Annotated in this window: 11 protein-coding genes and 1 tRNA gene; 5 read left to right on the top strand and 7 right to left on the bottom strand. The window is 40.2% G+C overall.

Translation table 11 applies throughout. From position 1 onward, the window contains the following. Window positions 1-38: 38 nt before the first annotated feature. The 6 genes from UXI14_RS00175 to UXI14_RS00150 all read right to left on the bottom strand — a co-directional run bounded on the left by UXI14_RS00175 (window position 39) and on the right by UXI14_RS00150 (window position 6189). On the bottom strand, window positions 39-2408 hold the full coding sequence (locus UXI14_RS00175; protein WP_335964256.1) for a prolyl oligopeptidase family serine peptidase: 2370 nt from the start codon (window positions 2406-2408) through the stop codon (window positions 39-41). A 181-nt stretch (window positions 2409-2589) separates the two neighbouring features. Continuing rightward, entirely contained in the window at window positions 2590-3033 is a 444-nt protein-coding gene (locus UXI14_RS00170; protein ID WP_335964255.1) for a mechanosensitive ion channel domain-containing protein, read from the bottom strand. Window positions 3034-3135: 102 nt separating this feature from the next. Then, a complete protein-coding gene (locus tag UXI14_RS00165; RefSeq protein WP_335964254.1) occupies window positions 3136-4044 on the bottom strand; it encodes a septum formation inhibitor Maf in 909 nt (302 codons plus the stop codon). A gap of 83 nt (window positions 4045-4127) precedes the next feature. Then, on the bottom strand, window positions 4128-4718 hold the full coding sequence (locus tag UXI14_RS00160; protein ID WP_335964253.1) for a Maf family nucleotide pyrophosphatase: 591 nt from the start codon (window positions 4716-4718) through the stop codon (window positions 4128-4130). A 192-nt stretch (window positions 4719-4910) separates the two neighbouring features. Further along, window positions 4911-5441, bottom strand: a complete 531-nt coding sequence (locus tag UXI14_RS00155) for an HAD-IIIA family hydrolase (RefSeq protein ID WP_335964252.1) — start codon at window positions 5439-5441, stop codon at window positions 4911-4913. After that, the gene (locus UXI14_RS00150) at window positions 5422-6189 is read right to left on the bottom strand and encodes a DUF2520 domain-containing protein (RefSeq protein WP_335964251.1); all 768 of its coding nucleotides are present in this window, start codon (window positions 6187-6189) and stop codon (window positions 5422-5424) included. The genes UXI14_RS00155 and UXI14_RS00150 overlap by 20 nt, the downstream gene beginning before the upstream one ends. Before the next feature lie 297 nt (window positions 6190-6486). Here UXI14_RS00150 and ccsA point away from each other — a divergent pair, with 297 nt between their 5' ends. The 4 genes from ccsA to UXI14_RS00130 all read left to right on the top strand — a co-directional run bounded on the left by ccsA (window position 6487) and on the right by UXI14_RS00130 (window position 11871). Next, the gene (gene ccsA / locus UXI14_RS00145; protein ID WP_335964373.1) at window positions 6487-9690 is read left to right on the top strand and encodes a cytochrome c biogenesis protein CcsA; all 3204 of its coding nucleotides are present in this window, start codon (window positions 6487-6489) and stop codon (window positions 9688-9690) included. Window positions 9691-9807: 117 nt separating this feature from the next. Next, window positions 9808-10971, top strand: a complete 1164-nt coding sequence (locus tag UXI14_RS00140) for a PLP-dependent aspartate aminotransferase family protein (protein WP_335964250.1) — start codon at window positions 9808-9810, stop codon at window positions 10969-10971. Between the two features lie 44 nt (window positions 10972-11015). After that, window positions 11016-11732, top strand: coding sequence for a bacillithiol biosynthesis deacetylase BshB1 (bshB1, locus tag UXI14_RS00135; RefSeq protein WP_335964249.1), 717 nt, complete (start codon window positions 11016-11018; stop codon window positions 11730-11732). A 63-nt stretch (window positions 11733-11795) separates the two neighbouring features. Then, window positions 11796-11871: transfer RNA gene (locus tag UXI14_RS00130), tRNA-His, on the top strand. A 211-nt stretch (window positions 11872-12082) separates the two neighbouring features. On the opposite strand, the gene UXI14_RS00125 is transcribed toward UXI14_RS00130, so the two are convergent. Next, on the bottom strand, window positions 12083-13651 hold the full coding sequence (locus tag UXI14_RS00125; protein ID WP_335964248.1) for a M28 family peptidase: 1569 nt from the start codon (window positions 13649-13651) through the stop codon (window positions 12083-12085). A gap of 312 nt (window positions 13652-13963) precedes the next feature. Here UXI14_RS00125 and UXI14_RS00120 point away from each other — a divergent pair, with 312 nt between their 5' ends. Next, window positions 13964-24856 carry a gliding motility-associated C-terminal domain-containing protein gene (locus UXI14_RS00120; RefSeq protein WP_335964247.1) on the top strand — a complete coding sequence of 3631 codons (10893 nt, stop codon included), beginning with the start codon at window positions 13964-13966 and terminating at the stop codon, window positions 24854-24856. Window positions 24857-24867: the final 11 nt, after the last annotated feature.

Below are 24867 nucleotides of genomic sequence, written 5' to 3'. Positions count from 1 at the left end.
ATAAAAATAAATGTTGGTAGTTTGCGGCCTGCTATTTTTTACTTTTTTAATAAACTTTCGTTAAAAAGGTTGAATATACGTGTATATTCATCTGTCCAACTGGTGGGCTCTACAAAACCATGTTTTTCAACAGGGTAAACGGCCATTTCCCAATTATTTTTTCCAAGTTCTATTAAACGTTGCGATAGGCGTACCATATCTTGAAAATGAACATTGTCGTCTACCATTCCATGAAGAATTAACAAATCGCCTTTTAGGCCATCTGCATAATAAATAGGGGAGCTTCTTCTATAGGCAAGGCTATCGGTTGCTGGGGTATTTAAAATACGTGCAGTATAACCGTGGTTGTATGCTGCCCAATCTCCCACCGAACGTATGGCAGCTCCGGCCTTAAAGGTATCTGCCTCGTTAAACATGGCCATAAGGGTTATAAACCCGCCATAAGAGCCTCCGTAAATCCCTATTTTGTCTTTGTTTATACCGAGATTGTTTATCATGTACCGGGCGCCATCCACCTGGTCGCTCAAATCTTTTCCTCCCATATGCCTGTATATGCCCGTACGCCACTTGCTACCGTATCCTGCGCTGCCACGGTAGTCAATATCCAGTACCGTATATCCGTTATCAACCAGTAGGTTATGAAACATATACTCACGGAAGTATAGACTCCACCATTTGTGGGCATTTTGTAAATATCCGGCTCCGTGTACAAATATAATGGCTGCTTTGTTCTTTACATTTTCTTTGGGTTGGTACAAACGGGCATGCACATTGGCACCATCTTTTGCCTTAAAGGTTATGTATGCCGGTTCTTTCCATGCATATTTATTAAAATCTTCTGTAGTAGAATAAGTTATTCTTATGGCTTTTGCATTTCTTTTATACTTAGGATTTGGTTGTAAATAAAGTTCGGTAGGTTTGTTGGAATACGAATAGCTGATTGCCATTTGCTTTTCATCGGGGGAGAGTACAACATCGTTATTTCCGGTCATATTGGTAAGTTGCTCCATTTCCCCACCATTGATGGGCATGCTATAAAATTGCCTGTCTCCGGGATGTATTTTATTGGCCGTAAAATACCAGGATTTTTTATCATTGGAAATACTAGGGCTGTAAATTTCATATTTACCAGAAGTAAGTGCGTCTAACTTTTTGTTTTCGGTATTAAGGGTATACAGGTGCGAATAGCCTGTTTTTTCCGATTGAAACCAAATGCTCTTGCCATTGGGCATCCAACCAAGTTCGCCCCCGCGATAGCCTCCTATGCCCGGCCCGGCAATCCAGGCTTTATTATGCTGATGGTCAAGATTGGTAACGGTACCTTCTTTAATGTTCAGTAAAACAATCCATCGATCTTTGTAGTCGTTGGAATTAATGTCCAACACAGCTTTGGTGCCGTCTTCGTTCCAAATAGGCCCGCTTATATAGCCAATTCTATTATTGTTTTTATATTCTTTGCCGGGATAATCTTTAGTGTATTCGGGAAGGTAGTCAAGTCCTTCCAGATTTTCCAGTTGAACGGGGTATGTCTTTCTGTTTTCTATATCATATACATATAATACATATTCGTCGGGGATGTTGCCTACTTTAGCACGTGTATGCTGGTCTTCCGTATAGCCGGACTCGGTTACATAATGGGGCACAATCGTGCCTTTGTTGTCTTTTTCCTTAACGGTTAAATAGGTTACGTAATCTTCATTCGGACTTATATGTTGGCTATAAACGGACCTTCCTTCCAAATATATAGGTAATGGACTTTTGGCATCTTCCCGTTTGTTTAATCGTTCCCGAAGGTCTTTTTTTGCTTTGCGTTCCCGTAATACGTCAAACAGTGCCAGTTGGTCTTGATAGAGCCATTCGTCTTTGGTATCTCTTTCTTTTTCTTGCTCTTTCTTGTCTTTAAAAATGGTTATTTGTTTTGTTTCCCCGGTGTTTATATCCCAAGTGTAAAGGTTTTTGTTTTTTACATATGCAATTTTATGTTCGTTTCCCGTAAAATGTGCACTACTTTCAATAGCTTCGGTATTAGTAATTTGCGTGATTTTTTTTGAAGGGATATCCATTAAAAAAATATCACCGTGTTTGGTATATGTCTTTTTATCTTTTTTATAGTTGAAGTTTCCATTTGTTGATGGAAGGTAGTATTCGGTTTCAAAACTTACTTTTTCTATTTTTTCTGAAGTAAGGCCGTACATGTAAAGAGAATCACTGTATGCTTTTTCGGGGTTCCAATCGAAATATATTGTTTTTCCATCTACAGACCAGTGCACATTTGAAGGAAGGTGGCCAACAAAGTCATCGCCTTGCATAATCTGTTTAATGGTTAATGCTGATTGATTGTTTTTTTGTGCAAAACTGGCACTAATACATAAAAGAACAAACAGTTGGGTACATGTTTTAAGCTGCATATAAGTTGGTTTATTGCGAATTGACATCAAATATAAATAAACATTGAAAAAATATAGGTTTTAATGCAAACAAGTTAGCACCTGCAAGCCTGCAAAAAGGGCATGCAAGAAATAAGATAAATGCCCGTTTAGGCGTTAACGATTAACGACCTACCGAGCCCACACTTTTGTATGATTGCTGTTATACCGAATGCACTCCGTCGTCTTCTTTAAGGTGTTTCTCGATAACGGCCACCCCTTTTTGCAGCATTAAACTATTGGGGTATGTAATTAATTCGCCATCTTCGGTACGCAAATGTATATGGAAGGTCTTGATGTCTTCTATAATGGCTTCGGTAGGAAAATCTTTATCCTGAATACGTATACGGTCCCCAATTTTAAAGGGAAAGGAAAAGAATAAAATAATTCCGGCTGTAATATTGCTTAAAATGGACCACGAGGCAAAAAAGGCAACCCCGATTACTGCAAAAGCAGAGGAGAAGAACAAGCCCAAGTCTTTAAAATCGACACCCCATAACAAACTTATAACCACAACAAAGACGAAAAACAGGAAAATATTAAAAAATTTAAGGATAAGTAGTGTCCGATTCCTGTCGATGTCTCCAAGCTTGCCGACTTTTTTCACGGTTTTAAAAAGAATAAACCTAATAAGGAGCAATAAAAAAATGGCGATAAGAGAACGTAAAATCTCTTCTCTAAATATTGATAAATATGTTGTCATAAAAAATTACAGTCCTAATGTGTCCCGCAAAGATACATCAGATGTTGCATTTTTCTCCCAATAAGCCGTTCTAATTGTCTTAATTTTTTTTGCTGATGAAGTAATGATTTTGGCCTCTTTTCCAAAACCACTTTTGTAAGATTCTTCCCATTCCTCTATAGCATATGGAAAAGCCGATTGGAATGTAATGGCAAGTGTTCTTTCCAGATCGGGATAATGTATTGAATATGTGGTACTTTTTTTATTTTTTTCAACCTTGCACATGGCCGTAAATGCTTTTGTTTCTATATGTTTGAGCCTAAGGTAAGCCAATGAGGGAATAATCTGTTGCTCTCCAATGGGCAATTTATCGGGGGCAACGCGAATTTGCGTCCAGATTTCATCTTCCAGAATATTTTTTGGCAGGGTATAAGTGGCATCGGCTTCGTTTTCAAAATAAGAATGCGACGTAATTTCAAAAAGATTACGGTTGTTAAGCTGTGTATATGCCTGCCCGCACCATTCTGTAACGCTGGTGGCTATTTTAATGGCATGCCCCTGATATGACAGGGGGTAAAAAGTACTGTTCATAATGTGGTATGGGTAAATACCGGTTACAAAATTTTTACTGGTATTTAGTTTTAAAACGGTAATGCCCCGCTTATTGGGGTTGTTTGGCTTTACTTGTTTTTCCTTTAAAAAAGGTTCGGTAACATAAATTAAGGTTGCTTTTCCCTGGCGCAGTTCCCCGTACCTTGCCTGCAAAAGTTGATAAGAAGTAATTTCGGCTTCACCAGAGTACCAATAATTGTTAAATTCTTCAGAAGTTGTATAGTGTATCCTGCCTTCTTCGTAATTAGTAAATTTCCAATAAATAATAAAACTAATAACTATAAGGGTAACAAAGCTAACGAATATATATTTTGTAAATTTCATATTTAGAATATTTTCCATAATATACAAAATATTTACGTTAATTGAAAATAAAGTAGTGTTCTATAAGCTGAATTTAAAAAAAATTAGTCAATTAAGCTGTTAAGTGTTTTGTATACCTCAAAAACGGGGAGGCCAACCACGTTAAAGTAAGAACCTTCTATTTTTTCAATACCTATTTGCCCGATCCATTCCTGAATTCCGTATGCGCCTGCCTTATCGTATGGCTGGTAATGGGTTACATAATATTCTATTTCTTCGTCGGTGAGCTGTTTAAAATAGACTTTTGTGGTATGGTTAACGGTTTTTTCAAGCTTGGTAGTAGTAAAACATACCGAGGTTATAACTTCGTGCATGGTGCCCGATTGCGATGCAAGCATGGCTATAGCCTCGTCCTTGCTCTTGGGTTTTCCCAGCGCTTGGTTGTTATGCCAGACAATGGTATCGGAAGTTATTAATATATCGTTTTCTTTTAACCCTTCTTTATGAGGCAGGGCTTTTAATTGCGCCAGATAGTCCGGGATTTCAAATTTATACAAACGCTCTGGGTAAACTTCGTCTACTTTTTTAAGTCGGATTTCAAAATCCAATCCTAAATCTTTAAAGAATTTTTGCCTCCTGGGCGATCCCGAAGCAAGGATTATGTGGTAGTCTTTAAGTTTTTTGTTTATAAGCATTTTTTCTTTGTTTTTTGTTTTTCCTAGTCACTCCGACGAAGGAGAAGTCGCATATTATTCATAAGTCAATAAGTTAATGAGTTAAAGAGAAAAGGTTTTTTTCAAGGGGAGTGTTCAACTAATAATAAGTATAATTCACTATCAACTATCAACTATCAACTATCAACTATCAACTATCAACACCATTTGTCCTTAATCATATTTCGCATCAAAATTATCTTTCCATTTTCCTTGTACTTTTAAAACCTGCTCGATTACATCCCTTACACAACCTTTCCCACCTTGTTTGTGCGAAACATATTTAGAGATTTCCTTTATTTCGGCCACTGCATCATTGGGGCAGCAAGGCATTCCCACCATTTTCATGACATGGTAATCGGGGATGTCGTCGCCCATATACAGGGCATTTTCGGGCTTAATGTTATAGATATCAAAATATTCATCTAGTGTGGTAACCTTATCGCTTATGCCCAAATGAATGTCTGTAATGCCAAGGCCCCGTAAACGCGCGCGTACGCCTTCGTTGTTACCGCCCGAAATAATACATATGTTATATCCTTTGTTCAGGGCCGTTTTCATGGCATAGCCATCTTTTATGTTCATGTTCCTGAGCATTTGTCCATCGGTTGTAATTGCAATGGTTCCGTCGGTTAAAACACCATCAACGTCAAAAATAAAAGTAGTAATGTCCTGTAGGTATTCTTTATAGTTTTTTTCTTCCATAAGTGTTTTGTATAGATGCTGTTAACAGTTTGTATATTTCTTTGTGATTTTTGTTTGGCAATTGTTCTAGATGTGCATTAATAGTACTTTGGTCGTTTCTTTTTGCGGGTCCGGTTTGTGCTTCTTTTGGAGTGAGCTCCATGATTTTATGGGTGGTTTCCTCAATAAGCGGGTGTAAAATATTAAAAGGAACATTGTTTTTTTCGCAGAGTTCATGGCCAATATAATACAGGTGGTTTACAAAATTATTTACAAATACGGCCGCTAAGTGGATTACCTTGCGCTGTTCTGAATTTATCTCGTAAACATGTGTGGATAATTCTGATGAAAACGCCTTTAAAAAATTAAAATCTTTTTCATCTTCAGCTTCAATACAAATAGGCAAAGTGCCAAAATCCACCAGCTTTTCTTTTGAAAATGTTTGTAAGGGATATAAAACGCCACGCCGGTTTTTAGCGTTCATTGAATACATGGAAACATTTCCCGAGGTGTGCACCACAAAGTTGTCCGAAAACGGGAGCATGTCCGAAACCTGGGCAATGGCATCATCTGCAACGGCTATGATATAAATATCGGCTTTTTCAAGGCTATTGATATTATCGGTAATTTGGGTGAACTTTCCAAACTCCTTAATAGAATGGATGTTCCTGTTGTAGCATTGTATCAAGCTCACAGACGATAACTTACCAAAGGCCGTAAACAAATGGTATGCAATATTTCCCCCTCCTAATAAAACAACTTTTAACATGACGCTAAATTACGGAATGAAGATGATTTAGATAGGGTTATACAGTTAAAAGTTAATGCCGCTCATTATTGAACTGCCATACAACCGAATTGCTTTCTTGTTTACAATGTGCAATTCAAGCTGACATGCGGTTCAAGGTTCTTGCTCCTTGAAACCAAAAACCAGAAACCAAAAACTAAAAACTTGTCGCCAGTCATCATGATCCCTTAAGAATTAATATCCCAATTTAACGTTTTAAATGATAAAAACGCCTTATTTTTGCCAACTGAAATTCAATTGGTAAATTCAACGATACTGATGTTAGATTCCCTAAAGAAAATTATATTTTCTACCCGTTTAATGGCCATCCTTTTTGTTCTTTTTGCAACCGCCATGGCCTTTGGTACCTTTATAGAAAACTGGTACAATACCGAAACCTCAAAAATTTGGATATACAATACCTGGTGGTTCGAGCTTATCATGCTCTTTTTTATGGTAAACTTCCTCGGGAACATAAAGCGTTACCGCCTTTTTAGAAAAGAGCAGTGGCCCGTTTTATTGCTGCATATATCTTTTATATTTATTATCCTTGGGGCTTTTGTTACCCGCTATATTGGTTATGAAGGGGCAATGCCCATTCGCGAAGGCACTTCGGTTGATTATATTCTGACCCAAAAAAAATATGTTTCGGCATTTGTAGATGGGGAGATTAACGGCGAACCCAGGCGTAAAGCCCTACAAGATGAGATTATGGTCACCAAAAAAGCTTTAAAATCTTCCTTGCCATGGAAATCCGATTTTAACGGACAGCCTTTTACCATAGCTTATGCCGGTTTTATTGAAGGAGCAGAAGAAGGGTTAATTGAAGACGAAAACGGAGACGATTACCTAAAAATAGTTGAAGCCGGGGGCGGGAGCAGGCACGATCATTATTTAAAGAAAGGCGAAGTATCTAGCATTCACAATATATTGTTTGCTTTTAACAAACCAACAGAAGGAGCTGTCAATATCACCATAAAGGATTCTGTAAGCTCCATCCAATCTCCTTTTGAGGGAACGTTTATGCGCATGGCCGACCAATTTCAGGGAACAGTGGTTCAAGACAGCCTTCAACAGCTAATGTACCGGTCCCTATACAATATGGCCGGAATGCAGTTTGTGTTTCCAGACCCCGTGGTGAAAGGGAAATATGGCGTTGTAGAAACCAAAACAAAAACTAAAGAACAACAAGATGCACTTATCCTGGATGTTACTTCCAACGGAGAGACCAAACAGGTGAAACTATTGGGCGGAACGGGGCATTTAAACGATCCCAAGACCGTAAAAGTGGGCGGGCTCGATTTTCATTTGTCTTTTGGATCCATTAAAAAGGAATTGCCCTTTAGTATTAAGTTGAATGATTTTATTGCTGAAAAATATCCCGGAACCGAAAAAGGATATTCTTCGTTTATGAGCAAAGTTACCGTGGAAGACGAACGTTCTTTTGATTACGATATTTATATGAACCATATTCTGGATCATAAAGGCTACCGTTTCTTCCAATCAGGGTTCGATCCCGACGAAAGAGGAACCATTTTATCGGTAAACCACGACCAATGGGGAACAAGAATAACCTATTTGGGCTACTTTTTGCTGTATGCAGGACTTATGGGCATTATGTTCTTTGGTAAAACCCGTTTTAGAAGTTTAGGAGATATGCTGGAAAAAGTAAAAGCAAAAAAGGCTTCTTTAACTGCGGTAGCGATTTTGTTTACAGTTTTTGGTGGAATGGCCCAAAACATACCAATGCACGGTACCATGGAGCATCCCGAAGACCACCAGGTAACCGAGGAGGAACATGAGCACGTGGCGGCTCCAACACAGCATCAAATAGATTCTATTTTGGCCACAACAGTGGTAGATAAAGCGCATGCGGCCAAATTTGGGTCGTTGGTAATGCAGGATGGCAAAGGACGTATGAAACCAATTAATACCTTTGCTTCCGAATTAATGCGAAAGCTCCATACTTCTGAAACGTTTAAGGGCATGGATGCCAACCAAGTGTTGCTTTCCATGTTGCAAAACCCTCCGTTGTGGTATAATGTAGATTTTATACACGTTACCTGGAAAAACGATAGTATACGAACGGTTATAAATGTTCCCAAAGGACAAAAATATGTAAAGGCTGTCGATTTTTTTGAAGGAACAAATTACAAACTTTCACCATATCTGGAACAGGCATATGCTACCAATGTCCCAAATCAGTTTCAAAAAGACTTTAGGAATTTCGACTTAAAACTTGGCTTGTTAAACCAAGCTTTAGGTGGCGATATCCTTCGCATTTATCCGTTGCCGGATGACGAAAACCATAAGTGGATAGCTTCGGCAGAGCTTCAAAAGGAGAAGTTTGAAATAAAAGATTCCTTATATGCAAATTTTGTTAACAGGTCGCTTTCTTTTTATGTAATGGCTTTACAACAGGCCAAAGCTACCGGAGATTATACCCAAGCCGATAAAATACTGGAAGCTTTCAAACAAAATCAAAAAAATTATGGTGAAGAGGTAATGCCTTCAGACACAAAGGTTAAAGCCGAGATTTGGTATAATAAAATAAATATATTTCAAGAACTGCTTAGATGGTATATGCTGTTTGGTTTCTTGATGTTTACTTTAATAATTGTACAGCTTTTCCAGAACAACAAAGTACTGCGCTCATTAATAAAAGTATGCAGCATTGGTATTTTTATACTTTTTGGGTTGCATACATTGGGGCTTATTACCCGTTGGTACATAAGCGGCCATGCTCCTTGGAGCGATGCCTACGAAAGTGTGCTTTATGTAGCATGGAGCACCATGGGGTTGGGCTTGTTGTTTGCCAGAAAAAGCGGGCTTACGGTTGCGTCTACCGCTTTTGTAACGGCCATTATACTTTTTGGGGCACATTTAAACTGGCTAGACCCGGCAATTGCCAATTTACAACCTGTTTTGGACAGTTATTGGCTCATGATCCATGTAGCGGTTATTGTGGGAAGTTACGGGCCGTTTACCTTAGGGATGATCCTTGGTATTGTTACCTTGTTTCTTATGGTTTTTACCTCCAAAAAGAATAAAGTAAAAATGGATTTGGTAATTCAAGAACTAACCATTATAAATGAACTTGCTTTAACCGTAGGAATTGTTATGCTGGCTATTGGAACCTTTTTGGGCGGACAATGGGCAAATGAAAGTTGGGGGCGCTATTGGGGCTGGGATCCAAAAGAAACCTGGGCGCTCATTAGCGTTATGGTCTACGCTTTTGTTATTCATATGCGTTTGGTACCCGGGCTTCGCGGCAGGTGGAGTTTTAATTTTGCAAGCATTGTTGCCTATGCCAGCATTATGATGACTTATTTCGGAGTAAATTTTTACTTGTCTGGGTTGCATTCTTATGCAAGCGGAGATAAAGTAATAACCCCTAATTTTATTTATTATTCGGTTGTTTTTGTCCTTGTTTTGGGGAGCATAAGTTACTGGAGGTATAAAAAGCATTATAAAAAAGCATAACATTCTTTACTGATAAGATTAACATTACATATAAAAAATATAACAAAAGCTTTAACTTAGTAGGTTGAAGCTTTTGTCTTTTTATATTGAATTTTGAACCATACAACCATTTACATTATGAATCCAGAAAATTTAAAATTAAATACCATTTGTACGCATGTTGGCGAAGTAGCGGACAAACAATTTAAAGGAGCTGTTTCGCCTATTTATCCTGCTACTTCATACAATTTTGAAGGCGTGGACGAAAAAAGATATCCACGCTACTTTAATACGCCCAACCAACAAGCGTTGACAAGAAAGTTGGCTGCCTTGGAACATGCCGAATCAGCGTTGATTTTTAGTAGCGGAATGGCGGCCATTTGTACTTCCGTATTGGCATTTTTAAAACATGGAGATCACGTGGTTTTGCAAAAAGCATTATATGGGGGAACCCATAATTTTGTAGTGAATGAATTTAAAAGGTTCGGAATTGAATATTCTTTTACCAAAGGGCTTGAAAAGAAAGATTTTGAAGCGGCCATAAAAGAAAATACCAAACTTATTTTTATAGAAACGCCTTCCAATCCGCTTTTGCATATCACCGATATAAAAATGGTGGCAGCGCTCGCAAGGGCAAACAATATAATTTCTGTAATAGACAACACCTTTGCCTCTTCGGTAAACCAAAACCCAATAGCTTATGGAATAGACATTGTAGCGCATAGTGCCACCAAATATTTGGGTGGTCACAGCGATATTTTGGCCGGTGCGGTTTGCGCTAAGAAGGAACATATAGAAAAAATAGCCTCCTTGGGCATAAACCTCGGGGGTAATTTAAGCGATTATACTGTTTGGTTATTGGAACGGAGTATCAAAACGTTGGGATTAAGGGTAAAGGCGCAAAACAGAAATGCAAGAAAACTAGCTAAATATTTTAGTAAAAACGAGTCTGTATCAAAAGTGTATTACCCGGGCCTAAAATCGCATCCCGGTCATGAATTGGCCAGTACCCAAATGAAAGGGTATGGCGGGATGCTTTCGCTGGAATTACAACCGGGCATCGATATGGACCATTTTTTAACTTCCCTGTCCTTGATAAAACCTTCCATGAGCCTTGCCGGGGTAGAAAGCACGATATCTGTTTCGGTCAGGACTTCGCATGCCCTGCTTTCAGAAGAAGAAAGAAAAGCGCAGGGAATAAGCGATAGGTTGCTTAGGTTGTCGGTTGGGATAGAAGACAAAAGGGATCTGATAGCCGACTTTGAACAGGCAATCTCAAAAGTAAGGGCAAAACAAATATAATTGATGTATTTTTGAAGGACGAAATAAAATAACCGATAGAATACATGAAACTAGATATACTTGCATTTGGAGCACATCCAGATGATGTTGAACTGGGCTGTGGAGCTACCCTTGCCAAAGAGATTACACATGGAAAAACAGTTGGGATAATAGATTTGACACAAGGAGAATTAGGTACGCGTGGATCTGCCGAAATAAGAGCCATGGAAGCGGCAAAAGCTGCCAAGATATTAGGTGTAAAAACGCGTGAAAACTTGGGCTTTGCTGATGGTTTCTTTGTAAACGACAAGCAGCATCAACTGGAAGTAATTAAAATGATAAGAAAATACAAGCCCGAAATTGTACTCTGCAATTCCATAGACGATAGGCATATAGACCACGGAAGGGCAAGCAAATTGGTAAGCGATGCCTGCTTTTTAAGCGGTTTGTTAAAGATTGAAACTTCCATTGATGGAGAAAAGCAGGGAAAATGGCGTCCAAAGTATGTATATCATTACATTCAATGGAAGAATATCGAACCCGATTTTGTTGTAAACGTTAGTGGTTTTATCGATAAAAAAATAACGGCCATACAGGCATATTCCTCACAATTTTTTGATCCAAACAGCAAGGAACCCGAAACGCCCATAACTAGCAAAAACTTTTTTGATAGTCTGGATTATAGGGCCAGAGACCTTGGTAGATTAATAAATGTAGACCATGCTGAGGGATTTACGGTTGAAAGATTATTGGGGGTGAACGAGTTAGATAATTTGATTTAAAAAAGATTATTTTTTTCTTTGCAAAAGAAACAAAATCGATTACATTTGCATCCGCAATTAAACGGTGGTTGTAGCTCAGCTGGTTAGAGCGCTAGATTGTGGTTCTAGAGGTCGCCGGTTCGAAACCGGTCTTCCACCCAAAAATACAAAGCTCCTTAAAAAAGGGGCTTTTTTTGTGTCTTTTCTGGGATGTATTTTTATTCAAGCTAACCCCAAACTCTGGTCTTTTTTGTCTGATGGATTTAGGGGATGAGATATCTCCCTGCGGTCGATATGACTGCCTCTTTTGAAATAAAAAAGTGCTTTTCCATTTTATTGAAAAAGCACTTCTTCTATAAATAGTTTTTTTGTTATTTTTCTATGGGTTCTGCCTTGTCAACAACAATTCTTTTCGGCCTATTAGCAACTTCCCAAGCGGTTTGAAAAACCAATTTGGCCCTGTTGGTCAATAAATCGTAATTAATTTTATCCGGGGTATCCGTCATTTTATGGTAATCGGCATGTGTCCCGTTAAAATAGAATATAATTGGAATATTGTGTTTTGCAAAATTGTAATGGTCGCTTCTATAGTAAAAACGGTTCGGGTCATTATCGTCGTTATAGGTATAATCCAACTCAATATGTGCGTACTTATTATTTACTTCTTCAGAAAGCTCATGGAGTTCGGTACTCAATTTATCAGAGCCTATTAAATATACATAGTTTCTATTGCCATCCCTTTTAGGGTCGATACGACCAATCATATCGATATTTAGGTCGGCAACGGTATTTTCTAATGGAAAAATGGGATGGTCGGTATAATATTCCGATCCAAAAAGGCCTTTTTCTTCACCGGTTACATGAAGAAAAACAATAGACCTTTCGGGCCCGTTTCCATCGTCTGCGGCTTTTTTAAATGCTTCGGCAATTTCCAAAACAGCAACGGTACCGCTTCCGTCATCATCAGCACCATTAAAAACATTTCCGTCTGCATCCATTCCAACATGGTCCAAATGGGCAGACACGACCACATATTCGTTTGGTTTGCTCTTTCCTTTAATATAGGCAACAACATTTTCAGAGTTAACATCTTTTGAAGTGCTGGTAAGGTTGAGCGTAATTTTTTGGTCTAAGGGCTTGGCGGTATCGTCGGTATCGATTTCAGGGTATAATTTTGCAGCCATTTCTTTATTGACAAACAGGGTCGACAATTCCTTTTTATCGCTTTTCAGAACCATTTGTCCGCCTGTCCCGGCTTCAGAATAATGCTGGTACCTACGTGAAACCCTGTCAAAAAATGCATCATCGTAATAAATTATACCTTCGGCACCTTTGTCCATGGCTATAGCTACCCGTTTTGCCAATGTTTCCCTCCAGTTGGACCAAACACTTGGTTCTGTAGTTCCGCTAACAGTATATTTTCCATCATCATTTTTGGGTTCGCCTATTTTAACAAGCACATATTTTCCGCTTACGTCTATGTTTTCATAATCCGAATACTTATCAGTATCGATTCCATAGCCCGCATAAACAATACCGAAAGTTTTATTCGGCACAGCAGAAAATGTTATAATGCCATCACCCAGGGTGTAATCGTTTTCTCCTATTTTAATATCTCCGGTAGGAATGCCGTTTATTACTAGCGGTACAGTTTGAAAGTAATCATCGCCACCCTTTGCGGCCGGGATTCCAAGATCTTCGTATTGCTTTTTAAGGTATTCTACTGCCTTTTTTTGTCCGGGCTCCCCGGTTTCCCTTCCTTCAAATTCATCAGAGGCATATGTGTAAAGATGTTCTTTGAGCTCACCTTCGGTAATGGTATTGGCATAACCAACACGGTCTAATTCTTTTGTAGTGCTTTCTGCGGTAGCGCTAACGTTTTGTTGGGCACTATTACAGGCAACCGCAAAGAATAACCCTGCGAATAAAATTTTTTTCATGTTTTTAAATTATTGTTTAGCGTTGAATTTTTCAAATATAAGGTGACTATCCGATATAAATTTAAAGAAAGGGCATAATTACTTGTTAAAATTTAAAAAAAACTCTTTTTATTATTTCTTGTTTATAACTGAAAGATAGATGGTTTGTGTTTATGTTGCACATTTTTTTCTAAGTAAATAAAGTTTCATTTCCTTATTTCTATGGGGAAAAGAATTTTTTTTTCATAAATTTACATTAGTATCCCCCATAAATTTACATTTTTATTCCCCCTGCCGAAATTAAAATTGATTAACCAATCAACTTGAATTTACATGGCTGAAAACAACGCTTCTTTGTTTATGGGTATAAAGGCGGGTACGTCATTTTTTGCAATTCTTTCATATTTGAAGAAAAAACTATGGTTGCTGTTCTTTCTATTTATGGGGATTTACAATATTCATTCTCAAAACTGTAGTGTCAATGCAGGTATAGACGAAACCATATGTGGAAATACTTCTACCTATTACCTGTCCGGGTCTTCATCGGGAAGTATAAGCACCCCAGCGGTTTGGAGTCAAGTTGGTGGTCCGTCGGTGGTAATTGGAGACCAGAATGATTTAGGGACGGCCATTACCGGAATGACGGGTGGAAATACATATACTTTTCGCCTATCGGCCACTTGTGGAGACGGTGTAAATGTTTCTCAGGATGTTAACATAACTGTAGAACCCATTACCGTTGCCAATGCCGGAGCAAATATAGCATCATGTCCCGATAGCTCCGGGGGCGTTATCGTTACAGGAAATACCCCTGCCAATCCCGGTGAAACAGGAACATGGAGTGTTGTAGGGAATAACGGTGGCGGAGTTACCATTAACGATCCCTCTGCACCGAGCACTACGTTAAGTTTGGCTCAAGGCTCTGCCGGGGAAACTACGTTGCGGTGGACCATTAGCGGACCCGAATATGCCCCGGGATTGCGCTGCGAAACCTACGATGAAATTACTATAACCAATTATGGGGGTGTGGAACCGGTAGATGCAGGCCCCGACCAAGTTTTAAATAGTTGCTACACTGTTTCTCAATCCACTACTTTGCATGGAAGCTTTGCCGGAAACGGAACTGGCGGACAACAAGGTACATGGACATTTGTAAGTGGTACGCGGGAACCAACGATTGTAAACCCTAACAATAACAATACTCAGGTAACAGGTCTTTTTGAAGGAACCTATGTTTTCCGGTGGACCGTTTCGGGCCCGTGTGTAAATGGTTCGGACACAGTTACCATAACCGTTGACGGTGCTTCTCAAGATGTTACCCAAGCCAATGTGCTAAATGAAAATCAGGTATTTTGCGATCCTAGCGTAACACAGACCACATTGGTAGGAAACGAACCCGATTTTGCCGGAGAAACTGTAGTCTGGAGGCAAACAAGTGGTCCGCCTGCCACTATTACCAATCCTACGAGTCCTACCACAGCAGTAACAGGTTTATCATATAACAATACGTATCAATTTAACTACACAATAATAAATGAAACTACAGGCTGTTCAACAGCAACCAATGTAACAGTAAGTTATAGCGATAATAATTTATCTATTGATGTAAATAATGGAATGGATATTATAGGTGAATGTGGTCAAGAAGTTATCAGTATTCCATTTTCTACTACCGGCGAAGGAGTAAACGAGTATAGTATTATAAGTGGTCCTCCCTTAGCGTATTCATACCCAACCGACTATCAAAGTTTTCCAAACTCATCACCATTAGAACTGACTTTCGAACAATCAGGAACATATAAAGTCTCTTTTAGAAGAAGGGTTACCGGCGATATACTTTCTGAATGTGATATTGCTACCAATCAATTAAATATAACCATTTCTAAGGCACCAACACCAGCCAATGGAGGAACCAATCAAGTATTGGCCTGTGGTGTAGTATTTACAGAGCTTACGGGGAATAATGTAGATTCTGGTAAATCGGTATGGACACAACTTACAGGACCTAATCAAGCAAATATTGTCAATCCCTTTCAACGAATAACCGGGGTAACAGGGTTAATACCCGGAATCTATGTTTTTCGTTATACTGTTAATACTGCTGGTGGTGTTTGTAATCCTGATACTTCTGTGCAATCGGATGTTACAGTAACTGTTTCTGATGAAATTATAGATGATAACGTAGACGCAGGACCCGATCAAACAGGTATATGTACAGGAATTGAAGTACAGATGGAAGCAGCGACACCATTGGATGGACAAACCGGAACATGGACTCAGGTTGCCGATGCAGCCCCGCAAACCATAGTTTTTGAAAATGTAAATGATCCAAATACCATTGCAACAGGTTTTGACGATAATAATACTACCTATACATTATTATGGACAGTAGAAAACTCTGCTTCAGACTGTACTACTACAGGAAGTGATGAAGTACAAATAACCACATCTGATACAGCAGGTCCAACACAAGCAGATGCCGGACCTGATAGATGTTATTCTTCCGGTACCTCTGAAATTTCTTTAGAAGGAAATACACCTGAAATACTAAGGGAAACAGGGCTATGGACGGTATCGCCTGCCGGACCAACATTTGCAGATGCTACCGACCCTAACACTACAGTAGCCATTTCCAATGATGGGGAATATACTTTTACATGGATAATAAGTCCGAGAATTGGAGGGTGTATTCCTACTGAAGATGATGTGCTAATAGTGATTGATGGTGAAGCGACCGCTGATGCCGGCCCCGACCAAACATCTTGTACAAGTACTTTTACTATGGCTGCATCCTCCTCAAATGGCGAAGGGGAGTGGACACAAGTAGTAGGGCCCGGAGGGTATACCATTGCCGATCCAACTAATCCCACAACCGATATTACTTTTACTTATTCAGGAACTTATATTTTTGAATGGACGGTAAGTGCCGGAGAATGTTCTTTGGCTTCAGATCAAGTAGAATTAAATGTTGGCCTACCTCCTACACAAGCCGATGCAGGTCCCGATCAGTCTATTTGTAATGGAAGTAATACAGTAACATTGGCCGCCAATGCTTATGATGGTGATACAGAAACTGGAACATGGATCATTGGAGAAGGGGCTACAAATACACCTACAATAACAGATCCTACAGACCCAAATACAACTGTAACTGGACTAATAACCGGAACATATACATTTATATGGTCTATAAAAGGAGACCCTAATTGCGAAGAAAGTAGTGATGAAGTTCAAGTTATTATAGGGACACCAGCCAATGCAGGCGCCGATCAAAACCTCTGTAATGCTACCAATGTGTTTTTAAAGGCCGAAGAGGGATCAACTGGAACATGGACACAAGTATCAACAACAGGAAGTAATGCTGTTATTGTTCAGAGTCCCGAAAATAGTTACATCGCCAATGCTCAGATAGAACCCGGTACTGATTATGTATTTAGGTTTACTACAGACACACCGGGATGTGTTACTTCAGATGATATGACAGTTGTTAATACAGGACCTCCGGCTTATTCACCTATTGCAGGAGATGATCAAAATTTGTGTCAAGGTGATTTAATACCTACCAACACCTATACTTTAGGAGCAAACCCACCACCAAGTGGTGTTACCGCAGAATGGCGAATTGCTTTTCAACCTGAAGGGGGAGTTGCTACAATTACCGATCCATCTATACCCAATACATCCATAACAGGACTAGACGTGCCTGGATTTTATATACTTGAATGGAACTTTAGTGCTGGAAATTGTACAACAGAATCAGATGTTGTTCGATTAACAGTTTTTCCATCACCATCGCAGGCAGATGCCGGTCCCAATCAATCAAATGCTTGTATACTAACTGCTCAAATGAATGCTGTAGCACCAACGGCAGGGGTTGGAGAATGGAGTTTTGATGTAGACCCATCTGGTGGAGAAGCAATAATTGATAGTCCAAATTCTCCCACAACAACAATATCAAACATTACCGCTTTAGGAACTTACACTTTAAAATGGACAGTCTCTACCGGGCCATATGCGCCGCCTTCAACGTGTGCGCCAACAGAAGATACCGTAGATATTACTTTTACAGACGATCCTCCCGTTGTGGCTGATGCAGGTGAAGATCAGGAAATTTGTTTGGTAGCCCCGGCAACCAGCACAACAACTACACTAAATGCGGGAGATATTCCTGCCGGCGATGCAACCGTGGGAACTTGGAGCGTTGTAAGTGGGCCAAATACTCCGACTTTTGGCGATGTTAATGAAGCCAATACTAATGTGTTGAATTTAATTGCGGGTGAATACGAGTTAATGTGGACTACCGAAAAGGGTGGATGTAGCGATGAGGATACCATGACCATAACCGTATACGGAACCCCAACAACGGCCGATGCTGGTCCGAACCAAACCATAGCAGAATTTACGCCTTTGGTAATGGCCGGGAATACCCCGACGGTCGGAATAGGGGAATGGTCCATGTTAGATGGTCCAACCGTGGCCGTTTTTACCAACCCTGGAAACCCTTCCTCTTCGGTGGCAAATGTTTCAAAAGGAACTTATTATTTTACATGGACTATTTTCAATGGCGTTTGTGCCAGTTCTTCAGATGTTGTTAGAGTGGATATTATTGGAAGTGCCGACTTGGAATTGACCAAATCTGTTTCCCCGGGCACAGCTTCTCCGGGAGATGTTGTAACTTTTTCAGTTGAAGTTTTTAATAACGACCTTACAGGGACTTCTGATGCTACAGGGGTTTCCGTAACCGATTTAATCCCCGAAGGGTACACCCTTGTACCGAACACTATTACAAACGGAGGGATTTATTATTCTGGAAACCTTGCAGTTAATTGGGACGGCCTCGATATTGCCTTGGGGGAGACGGTAACGTTACAATTTCAGGCAACTGTAAATAAAACAGGTGACTACGAAAATAGGGCACTGATTATGGCTTCCGATCAAGTGGATCCAGATAGTGACCCCGCAACGGGTTTTGATACAGACGACCTAAACGATGGCATTGCAGACGACGATGAAGATACCGCAACGGTTACCGTGCAGGATGCCGATCTGGAGCTTACAAAATCGGCAAACGTTAGCGAAGCAAATATTGGAGAAGAAGTAACATTCAGGTTAAATTTGGTAAACAATGGTCCGGGAAGTGCTTCAGAAATTAGCGTAAAAGATACCATCCCCGATGGTTATACATTTATACCTGGATCTGCTTCTAATGGAGGACTATACAATACGGGCGATAATTCCATCACCTGGAATAATATTTCTTTAAGCAGCGGTTATACAAGTGCGCTACTTTACAAAGCAACTCCCAATAGCACAGGCACCAATTATACCAATGTGGCCGAAATAACAAATTCGAGTAACAACGATCCCGACAGTGATCCAAATTCGAGTACGGATGTAGACGACCTAAACGATGGCATTGCCGATGATGACGAAACAGAATTGACCGTGCCCATTACACAAACCGATTTATCACTTTCTAAAACGGTAAGCAACGCCAGTCCGAACATAGGAGAAACCGTTACTTTCAATTTATCCGTTACCAATGAAAGCACTACCGATGCCACCAATGTTGCCGTACAGGATTATGTACCCGATGGGTTCAATATTGTTTCGGTAGATGCCAATGCTTCGTTTATAGGGAAAACGGTTACTTGGACAGGCTTTACGGTACCGGCAGGAGGAACGGTGAGCGGTTCGTTTACGGCAGAAGTTCTAGCTCCGCAAGGAACTGTGGACGAATATTTAAACACAGCGCAAATTACCGCTATGGATCAAGTAGATAGCGATAGTACACCAAATAACGATGATGGCGACCAAAGTGAAGATGATGAAGACAATGCCCTTGTAACGCCACAGGCAGCCGATTTAAGCATTACAAAAGATGTAAATGACAATAACCCTGAAGTAGGTGATATAGTAACTTTTACCGTTGTGGTAACCAATGATGGGCCGAGCAATGCCACCGGAGTTGAAATAGTAGACGTATTACCGGTAGGTTACACTCTGGAAACAGTAACTGGAGGAACAGCTAGCGGGAATACGGCAACTTGGCTAAATCAATCTATTGCAAGTGGAGGAACATTAACCTTAAATTATACGGCTACGGTAAACTCTGGAACGGGAGGTTTGCTGGATCATACCAATACCGTACAGATAACGGCCAGTGACCAATTTGATCCCGACTCTACGCCGAACAATAACAAACCAACAGAAGACGACCAAGCACTTGTAAATGTAACATTGGCAGGTACTTTTGTAGACATTGAAGTTACCAAAGAATACAGTCCTACCGGTATTGCAAACCCGGGATCTACAATAACATTTACCATAACAGCAGCAAATACAAGTACAAACGATGCTACGGGGGTGGTTGTAACAGATTTGGTTAGAGCTGGGTATACAATTACAGGAACCAATCCAAGTGTAGGAACATATAATACAGGTAATGGTGCTTGGGATATAGGAAATTTAATCGCAGGACAAAGTGAAACTTTGACAATAACCGTTAATGTAATAGCAAATCCCGATCCAGAACAATATATCAATATTGCACAAGTAACGGGTTTAAATGAAAATGATATCGATTCCACGCCTTCCAATAACGATCCAACTGAAGACGATCAAGATCAAGTGAATCCTTCCGTAGAGCCATTGGTTGATTTAAACCTATCAAAAACAGTTAATATTCCCGATCCGGAAGTAAATACTGATGTAATTTTTACCTTAACAATTTTAAATGAAGGTGTTACAACAGCTCCCGGTGTAGAAATTACCGATATACTTCCTTCGGGATATACTTTTGTGAATGCTACAACGACAGATGGAACATATGATGATGGAACCGGAGTTTGGACGCTTTCTAATAATTTGGGCGTTAATAAAACGGAAACTTTACAAATTGAAGCAACGGTTAATGTAACGGGCGATTATTTGAATACAGCTGAAGTAACAGCATCAGACTTTCCAGATGCAGATTCCTCGCCCGCAAATGGAGATATAGATGAAGACGATTATGCCGAAGCATCCGTAACGCCGATTCCGTTAATAGACCTTTCTTTAACAAAAAGTGTTGATAATCTTACTCCGAACATAGGCGATGATGTTATTTTTACCTTAAATGTTACCAACGATGGCCCAAGCGATGCTACCAATGTTGAAGTAAAAGATTTATTACCGGCTGGTTTGGAATATGTTTCAGATAATAGCGGTGGTGCTTACGATGAAACAACAGGTATTTGGACCGTGGGAAGCATTCCGTTAGGCGCAACTTCAACTATTGAAATCACAGCCGAAGTTTTATTGTATGAAGACCCACTTCCAACGGCAGATTATTTAAACATTGCCGAAGTTTTTAGCGCTGATGAAGAAGATACCGATTCTACACCAAACAATGCCGATGATAGTGAAGACGATCAAGCAGAAGTACAAATAACACCCAACCCAACATTGGTCGATTTAGAAGTAGCTAAAACTGTAGACAATCCAACTCCAATTGTAGGAGAGAATGTAACTTTTACGGTAACAATAACCAATAACAATAATAATCCGCCCGAAACAATAGTTGGTGCAACAAGTGTGGTAGTTTCCGATAAATTAAGCACAGGTTATACATTTGTTAGTGCCAATGCCTCAACAGGAACATATACAGAAAATTCTGGTTCTTGGGTAATTGGAGATTTGGCAGCCGGAGGAACAGAGACTTTAAATATAGTTGCCACAGTTAACGCTACCGGAAATTATGCAAATACGGCACAAGTAACAGATCAAGATCAACCTGATTTAGATTCTGAACCATCAAATAATGATGATACAGAAGATGATTATGCTACCATTGTAGTAACTCCTCAATTCCCGGCAGATCTGGCATTGACAAAATCGGTGAATGTTACCACACAAGATGTGGGCGCACTGGTAAGTTTTACGGTTACTATTACCAACAATGGGCCGGCTATAGCCAGCGGGGTAGAGGTAACCGACTTACTGCCCAGCGGTTACACATTTGTAGGAGCCAACGGTCCGGGAACTTTTAATGGATCAACGGGTGTTTGGTCTATAGGTCAAGATATCCCTGTAGGCGCCACGGTCAATGGAATAATTGTAGCTAGGGTAAATGCCACTGGTGACTATCTGAATACAGCCGAGATTACCGCTGCGGATCAAACCGATCCCGATACAACAAATAATTCTGATGATGCTGAAGTAACTCCAAATACATTAATCGACCTTTCCTTAAATAAATTGGTAAGTAAGTTATTGCCAGATGTTGGCGAAGAAATTACATTCAGCATAGCCTTGACTAACGATGGACCCAATGAAGCAACCAATGTTGAAGTTACAGATCTTCTTCCAGATGGATATACCTTTGTTTCTTCTTCGGGCGATGGTACATATACCGATGGCACCGGAATATGGAGCTTGCCAAGCCTTGGGGCCGGGGAAACGGTTTTCCTTCAACTTAATGTAACGGTAAATACAGCGGGGACTTATTTAAATACTGCTGAGGTAACTGCTGCCGACCAACAAGATGTTGATTCTCAACCTGCCGATGGAACAGGAGACGATTTTGCCCAAATGGCTGTTGTTCCGCGTATGCCAACCGATATTGAAGTTGTAAAAACCGTAGACGACGATACCCCGGGAATAGGCGATGAGATAAATTATACAATAACAGTTTATAACAATCCAAATGGTGGGGCTAATATTAGCGATGCTACTGGGGTAAGCGTAAGGGATATCCTTCCTTCTGGGCTGAGTTTTGTAAGCGCAAGTGCTTCCGTTGGGGATTACGATGATACGGTGGGAACATGGAACATAGGCGACCTTGCCAATGGTGCTATTGTTACATTGACAATTACGGCACGTATAAGGGCTCTTGGAAATTATACAAATACGGCCGAATTAATAGCCGCCGATGCGCCCGATCCCGATTCTACGCCCGGCAATGGGGTTGAAGCCGAAGACGATCAATCTACCGTAATAATAACTCCGGTAGATAATGCCGATTTAATGCTAACCAAAACAGTGGGAAATCCAACTCCGAATGTTGGAGATAATATCCAGTTTATTTTAACAGTTGAAAATCAAGGCCCTGGAATTGCAACAGGCGTTAGCGTTACCGATGTTTTGCCTGTTGGGTTTACATATATTGGAAGTACTGCCACCAACGGGACTTACAATTCCGCAACGGGCGTTTGGGATATAAGCACCCCAATACTTTCGGGTGGTAGCCAAACACTTACCATTGTGGCAAGTGTAAATGCTTCAGCTGGAACTGCAAATGAATATTTAAATACTTCAGAAATAACGGCTTCTGATAATACCGACCCCGATTCTACACCGAATAATGGAGATACTTCAGAAGATGATTATGCCGAAGTATTGGTAACCCCGGCTTCGGTAATAGACCTTTCCGTAGAAAAGGAAGTGAATGTTTTACGCCCCGATACGGGTGATGAAATTATATTCACAGTAACCATAGAAAATGCCGGTCCAAGTACTGCAACGGGAGTTCAGGTAACCGATTTGATACCGGATGGATACACATATGTGTCTGACGATAGCGCAGGCCTGTACGATTCTACAACAGGAATTTGGGATGTGGGCACATTAACCAGCGGGACATCTATGATTATGAATATTACGGTAAGTGTTAATTCTACGGGAACTTATGTAAACATTGCCGAGGTAACCGCTGCCAACGAAACGGATGCCGATTCTACCCCTGCCAATGGCGATGCCGATGAAGACGATCAAGACCAGGCACAAACCTTGCCACGTGTTACCGTTGATATTGAAGTTGAAAAAACGGTCAATATCCAGGAACCACAAACAGGCGATGAAATCGTATTTACCATTGTAACTTTAAATAATGGCCCGAGTGATGCTACAGGGGTAGTTGTAAACGACTTGCTTCCGTCGGGGTACGAGTTTGTAAGCGCAGTAACTACAGCCGGAACGTATGATGAAGTTACGGGAGGTTGGAATATTGGTAGTTTAGCAGAAAATGATTTGGTTACTCTGGAGATTACCGCTACTGTTTTAGAAAGTGGTCAATATGCAAATACGGCCGAATTGGTTGCCCTGGATCAAACCGATTCTGATTCTACACCGAACAACAATGTAGAAGACGAAGACGACCAATCTACCGTGAGCCCGTTCCCTTCTGGATTGGCCGATTTATCTATAACCAAGGAAGTTGACAATGAGAGTCCGAATATAGGCGATGATATTCAATTTGTGATTCATCTTTTAAATAGTGGCGACAGCGATGCAACCGGAGTTGAGGTAACAGATTTGTTGCCTGCCGGATTTACGTACCAATCGTATTTTACCACTGCTGGAGTTTATAACCCTTCTACTGGTGTTTGGCGTTTAAACAATATCATTTCTAAAGGAGAAACAGAAACGCTCAACATTACCGCAACGGTTGGAGCCCCCACCGGAAACGTAGAAGATTTTACCAACAGGGTAGAAATAACAGCCAGCGATGTTGACGACCCGGATAGTGACCCGAATACTGGTTTTGATGTTGATGATTTTAATGATGGAATCCCCGATGATGATGAAGCAAGTGTGGTTGTTGGGCCGCTTTCGATTGATATCGGAATGGAAAAAACAGTTGACAACGAAACACCAAGCATTGGCGAACAGGTGGTCTTTACGGTTACCGCAACTAACAACAGCACAACAGAAGCAACCAATATAGGTATAGAAGATGCCTTGCCGGCGGGATACGAATATGTAAGCAATATACCTTCTTCTGGAATTTATGATGAGGCGAACGATATTTGGACCATTCCATCTATTGCAGGAAATAGCTCGGCAGCCTTACAAATAACCGTTAAGGTGCTCGATGTAAACGATTATGTAAACGTTGCTTCACTTGCTTATGTCGATCAAATGGACATAAACCCCGATAACGACAGGGCAGAAGCGACCATAGATCCCGATTGTTTAACAATTTTCAATGAGTTTTCGCCTAACGGAGACAATATAAACGAATTTTTCCATATTGACTGTATCTCGCAATATCCCAATAACCGGTTGGAAGTGTACAATCGCTGGGGAAGTTTAGTCCATGCCGAAGATGGCTATAATAACGATTGGGACGGTACAACCGATGGAAAAACTACCGATAAAGTATTACCGACAGGTACCTATTATTACATTTTGGATCTTGGTGATGGATCTGAACCAAAAACCGGATGGTTATACATCAATAAATAAGAAAAATTAAA

Origin of the sequence: Galbibacter sp. PAP.153, assembly GCF_037029175.1 — a bacterium.
Classification (GTDB): Bacteria; Bacteroidota; Bacteroidia; order Flavobacteriales; family Flavobacteriaceae; genus Galbibacter; species Galbibacter pacificus.
This window is presented reverse-complemented; position numbering and strand designations above follow the sequence as displayed.

Bases quoted from the DNA above. Each gene is read 5' to 3' on its own strand.
- UXI14_RS00140 (WP_335964250.1), top strand. From the start codon at position 9,808: ATGAATCCAGAAAATTTAAAATTAAATACCATTTGTACGCATGTTGGC.
- UXI14_RS00125 (WP_335964248.1), bottom strand. From the start codon at position 13,651: ATGAAAAAAATTTTATTCGCAGGGTTATTCTTTGCGGTTGCCTGTAAT.
- UXI14_RS00120 (WP_335964247.1), top strand. From the start codon at position 13,964: ATGGCTGAAAACAACGCTTCTTTGTTTATGGGTATAAAGGCGGGTACG.
- UXI14_RS00150 (WP_335964251.1), bottom strand. From the start codon at position 6,189: ATGTTAAAAGTTGTTTTATTAGGAGGGGGAAATATTGCATACCATTTG.
- UXI14_RS00160 (WP_335964253.1), bottom strand. From the start codon at position 4,718: ATGCTTATAAACAAAAAACTTAAAGACTACCACATAATCCTTGCTTCG.
- UXI14_RS00165 (WP_335964254.1), bottom strand. From the start codon at position 4,044: ATGAAATTTACAAAATATATATTCGTTAGCTTTGTTACCCTTATAGTT.
- ccsA (WP_335964373.1), top strand. From the start codon at position 6,487: ATGTTAGATTCCCTAAAGAAAATTATATTTTCTACCCGTTTAATGGCC.
- bshB1 (WP_335964249.1), top strand. From the start codon at position 11,016: ATGAAACTAGATATACTTGCATTTGGAGCACATCCAGATGATGTTGAA.
- UXI14_RS00175 (WP_335964256.1), bottom strand. From the start codon at position 2,408: ATGCAGCTTAAAACATGTACCCAACTGTTTGTTCTTTTATGTATTAGT.
- UXI14_RS00155 (WP_335964252.1), bottom strand. From the start codon at position 5,441: ATGGAAGAAAAAAACTATAAAGAATACCTACAGGACATTACTACTTTT.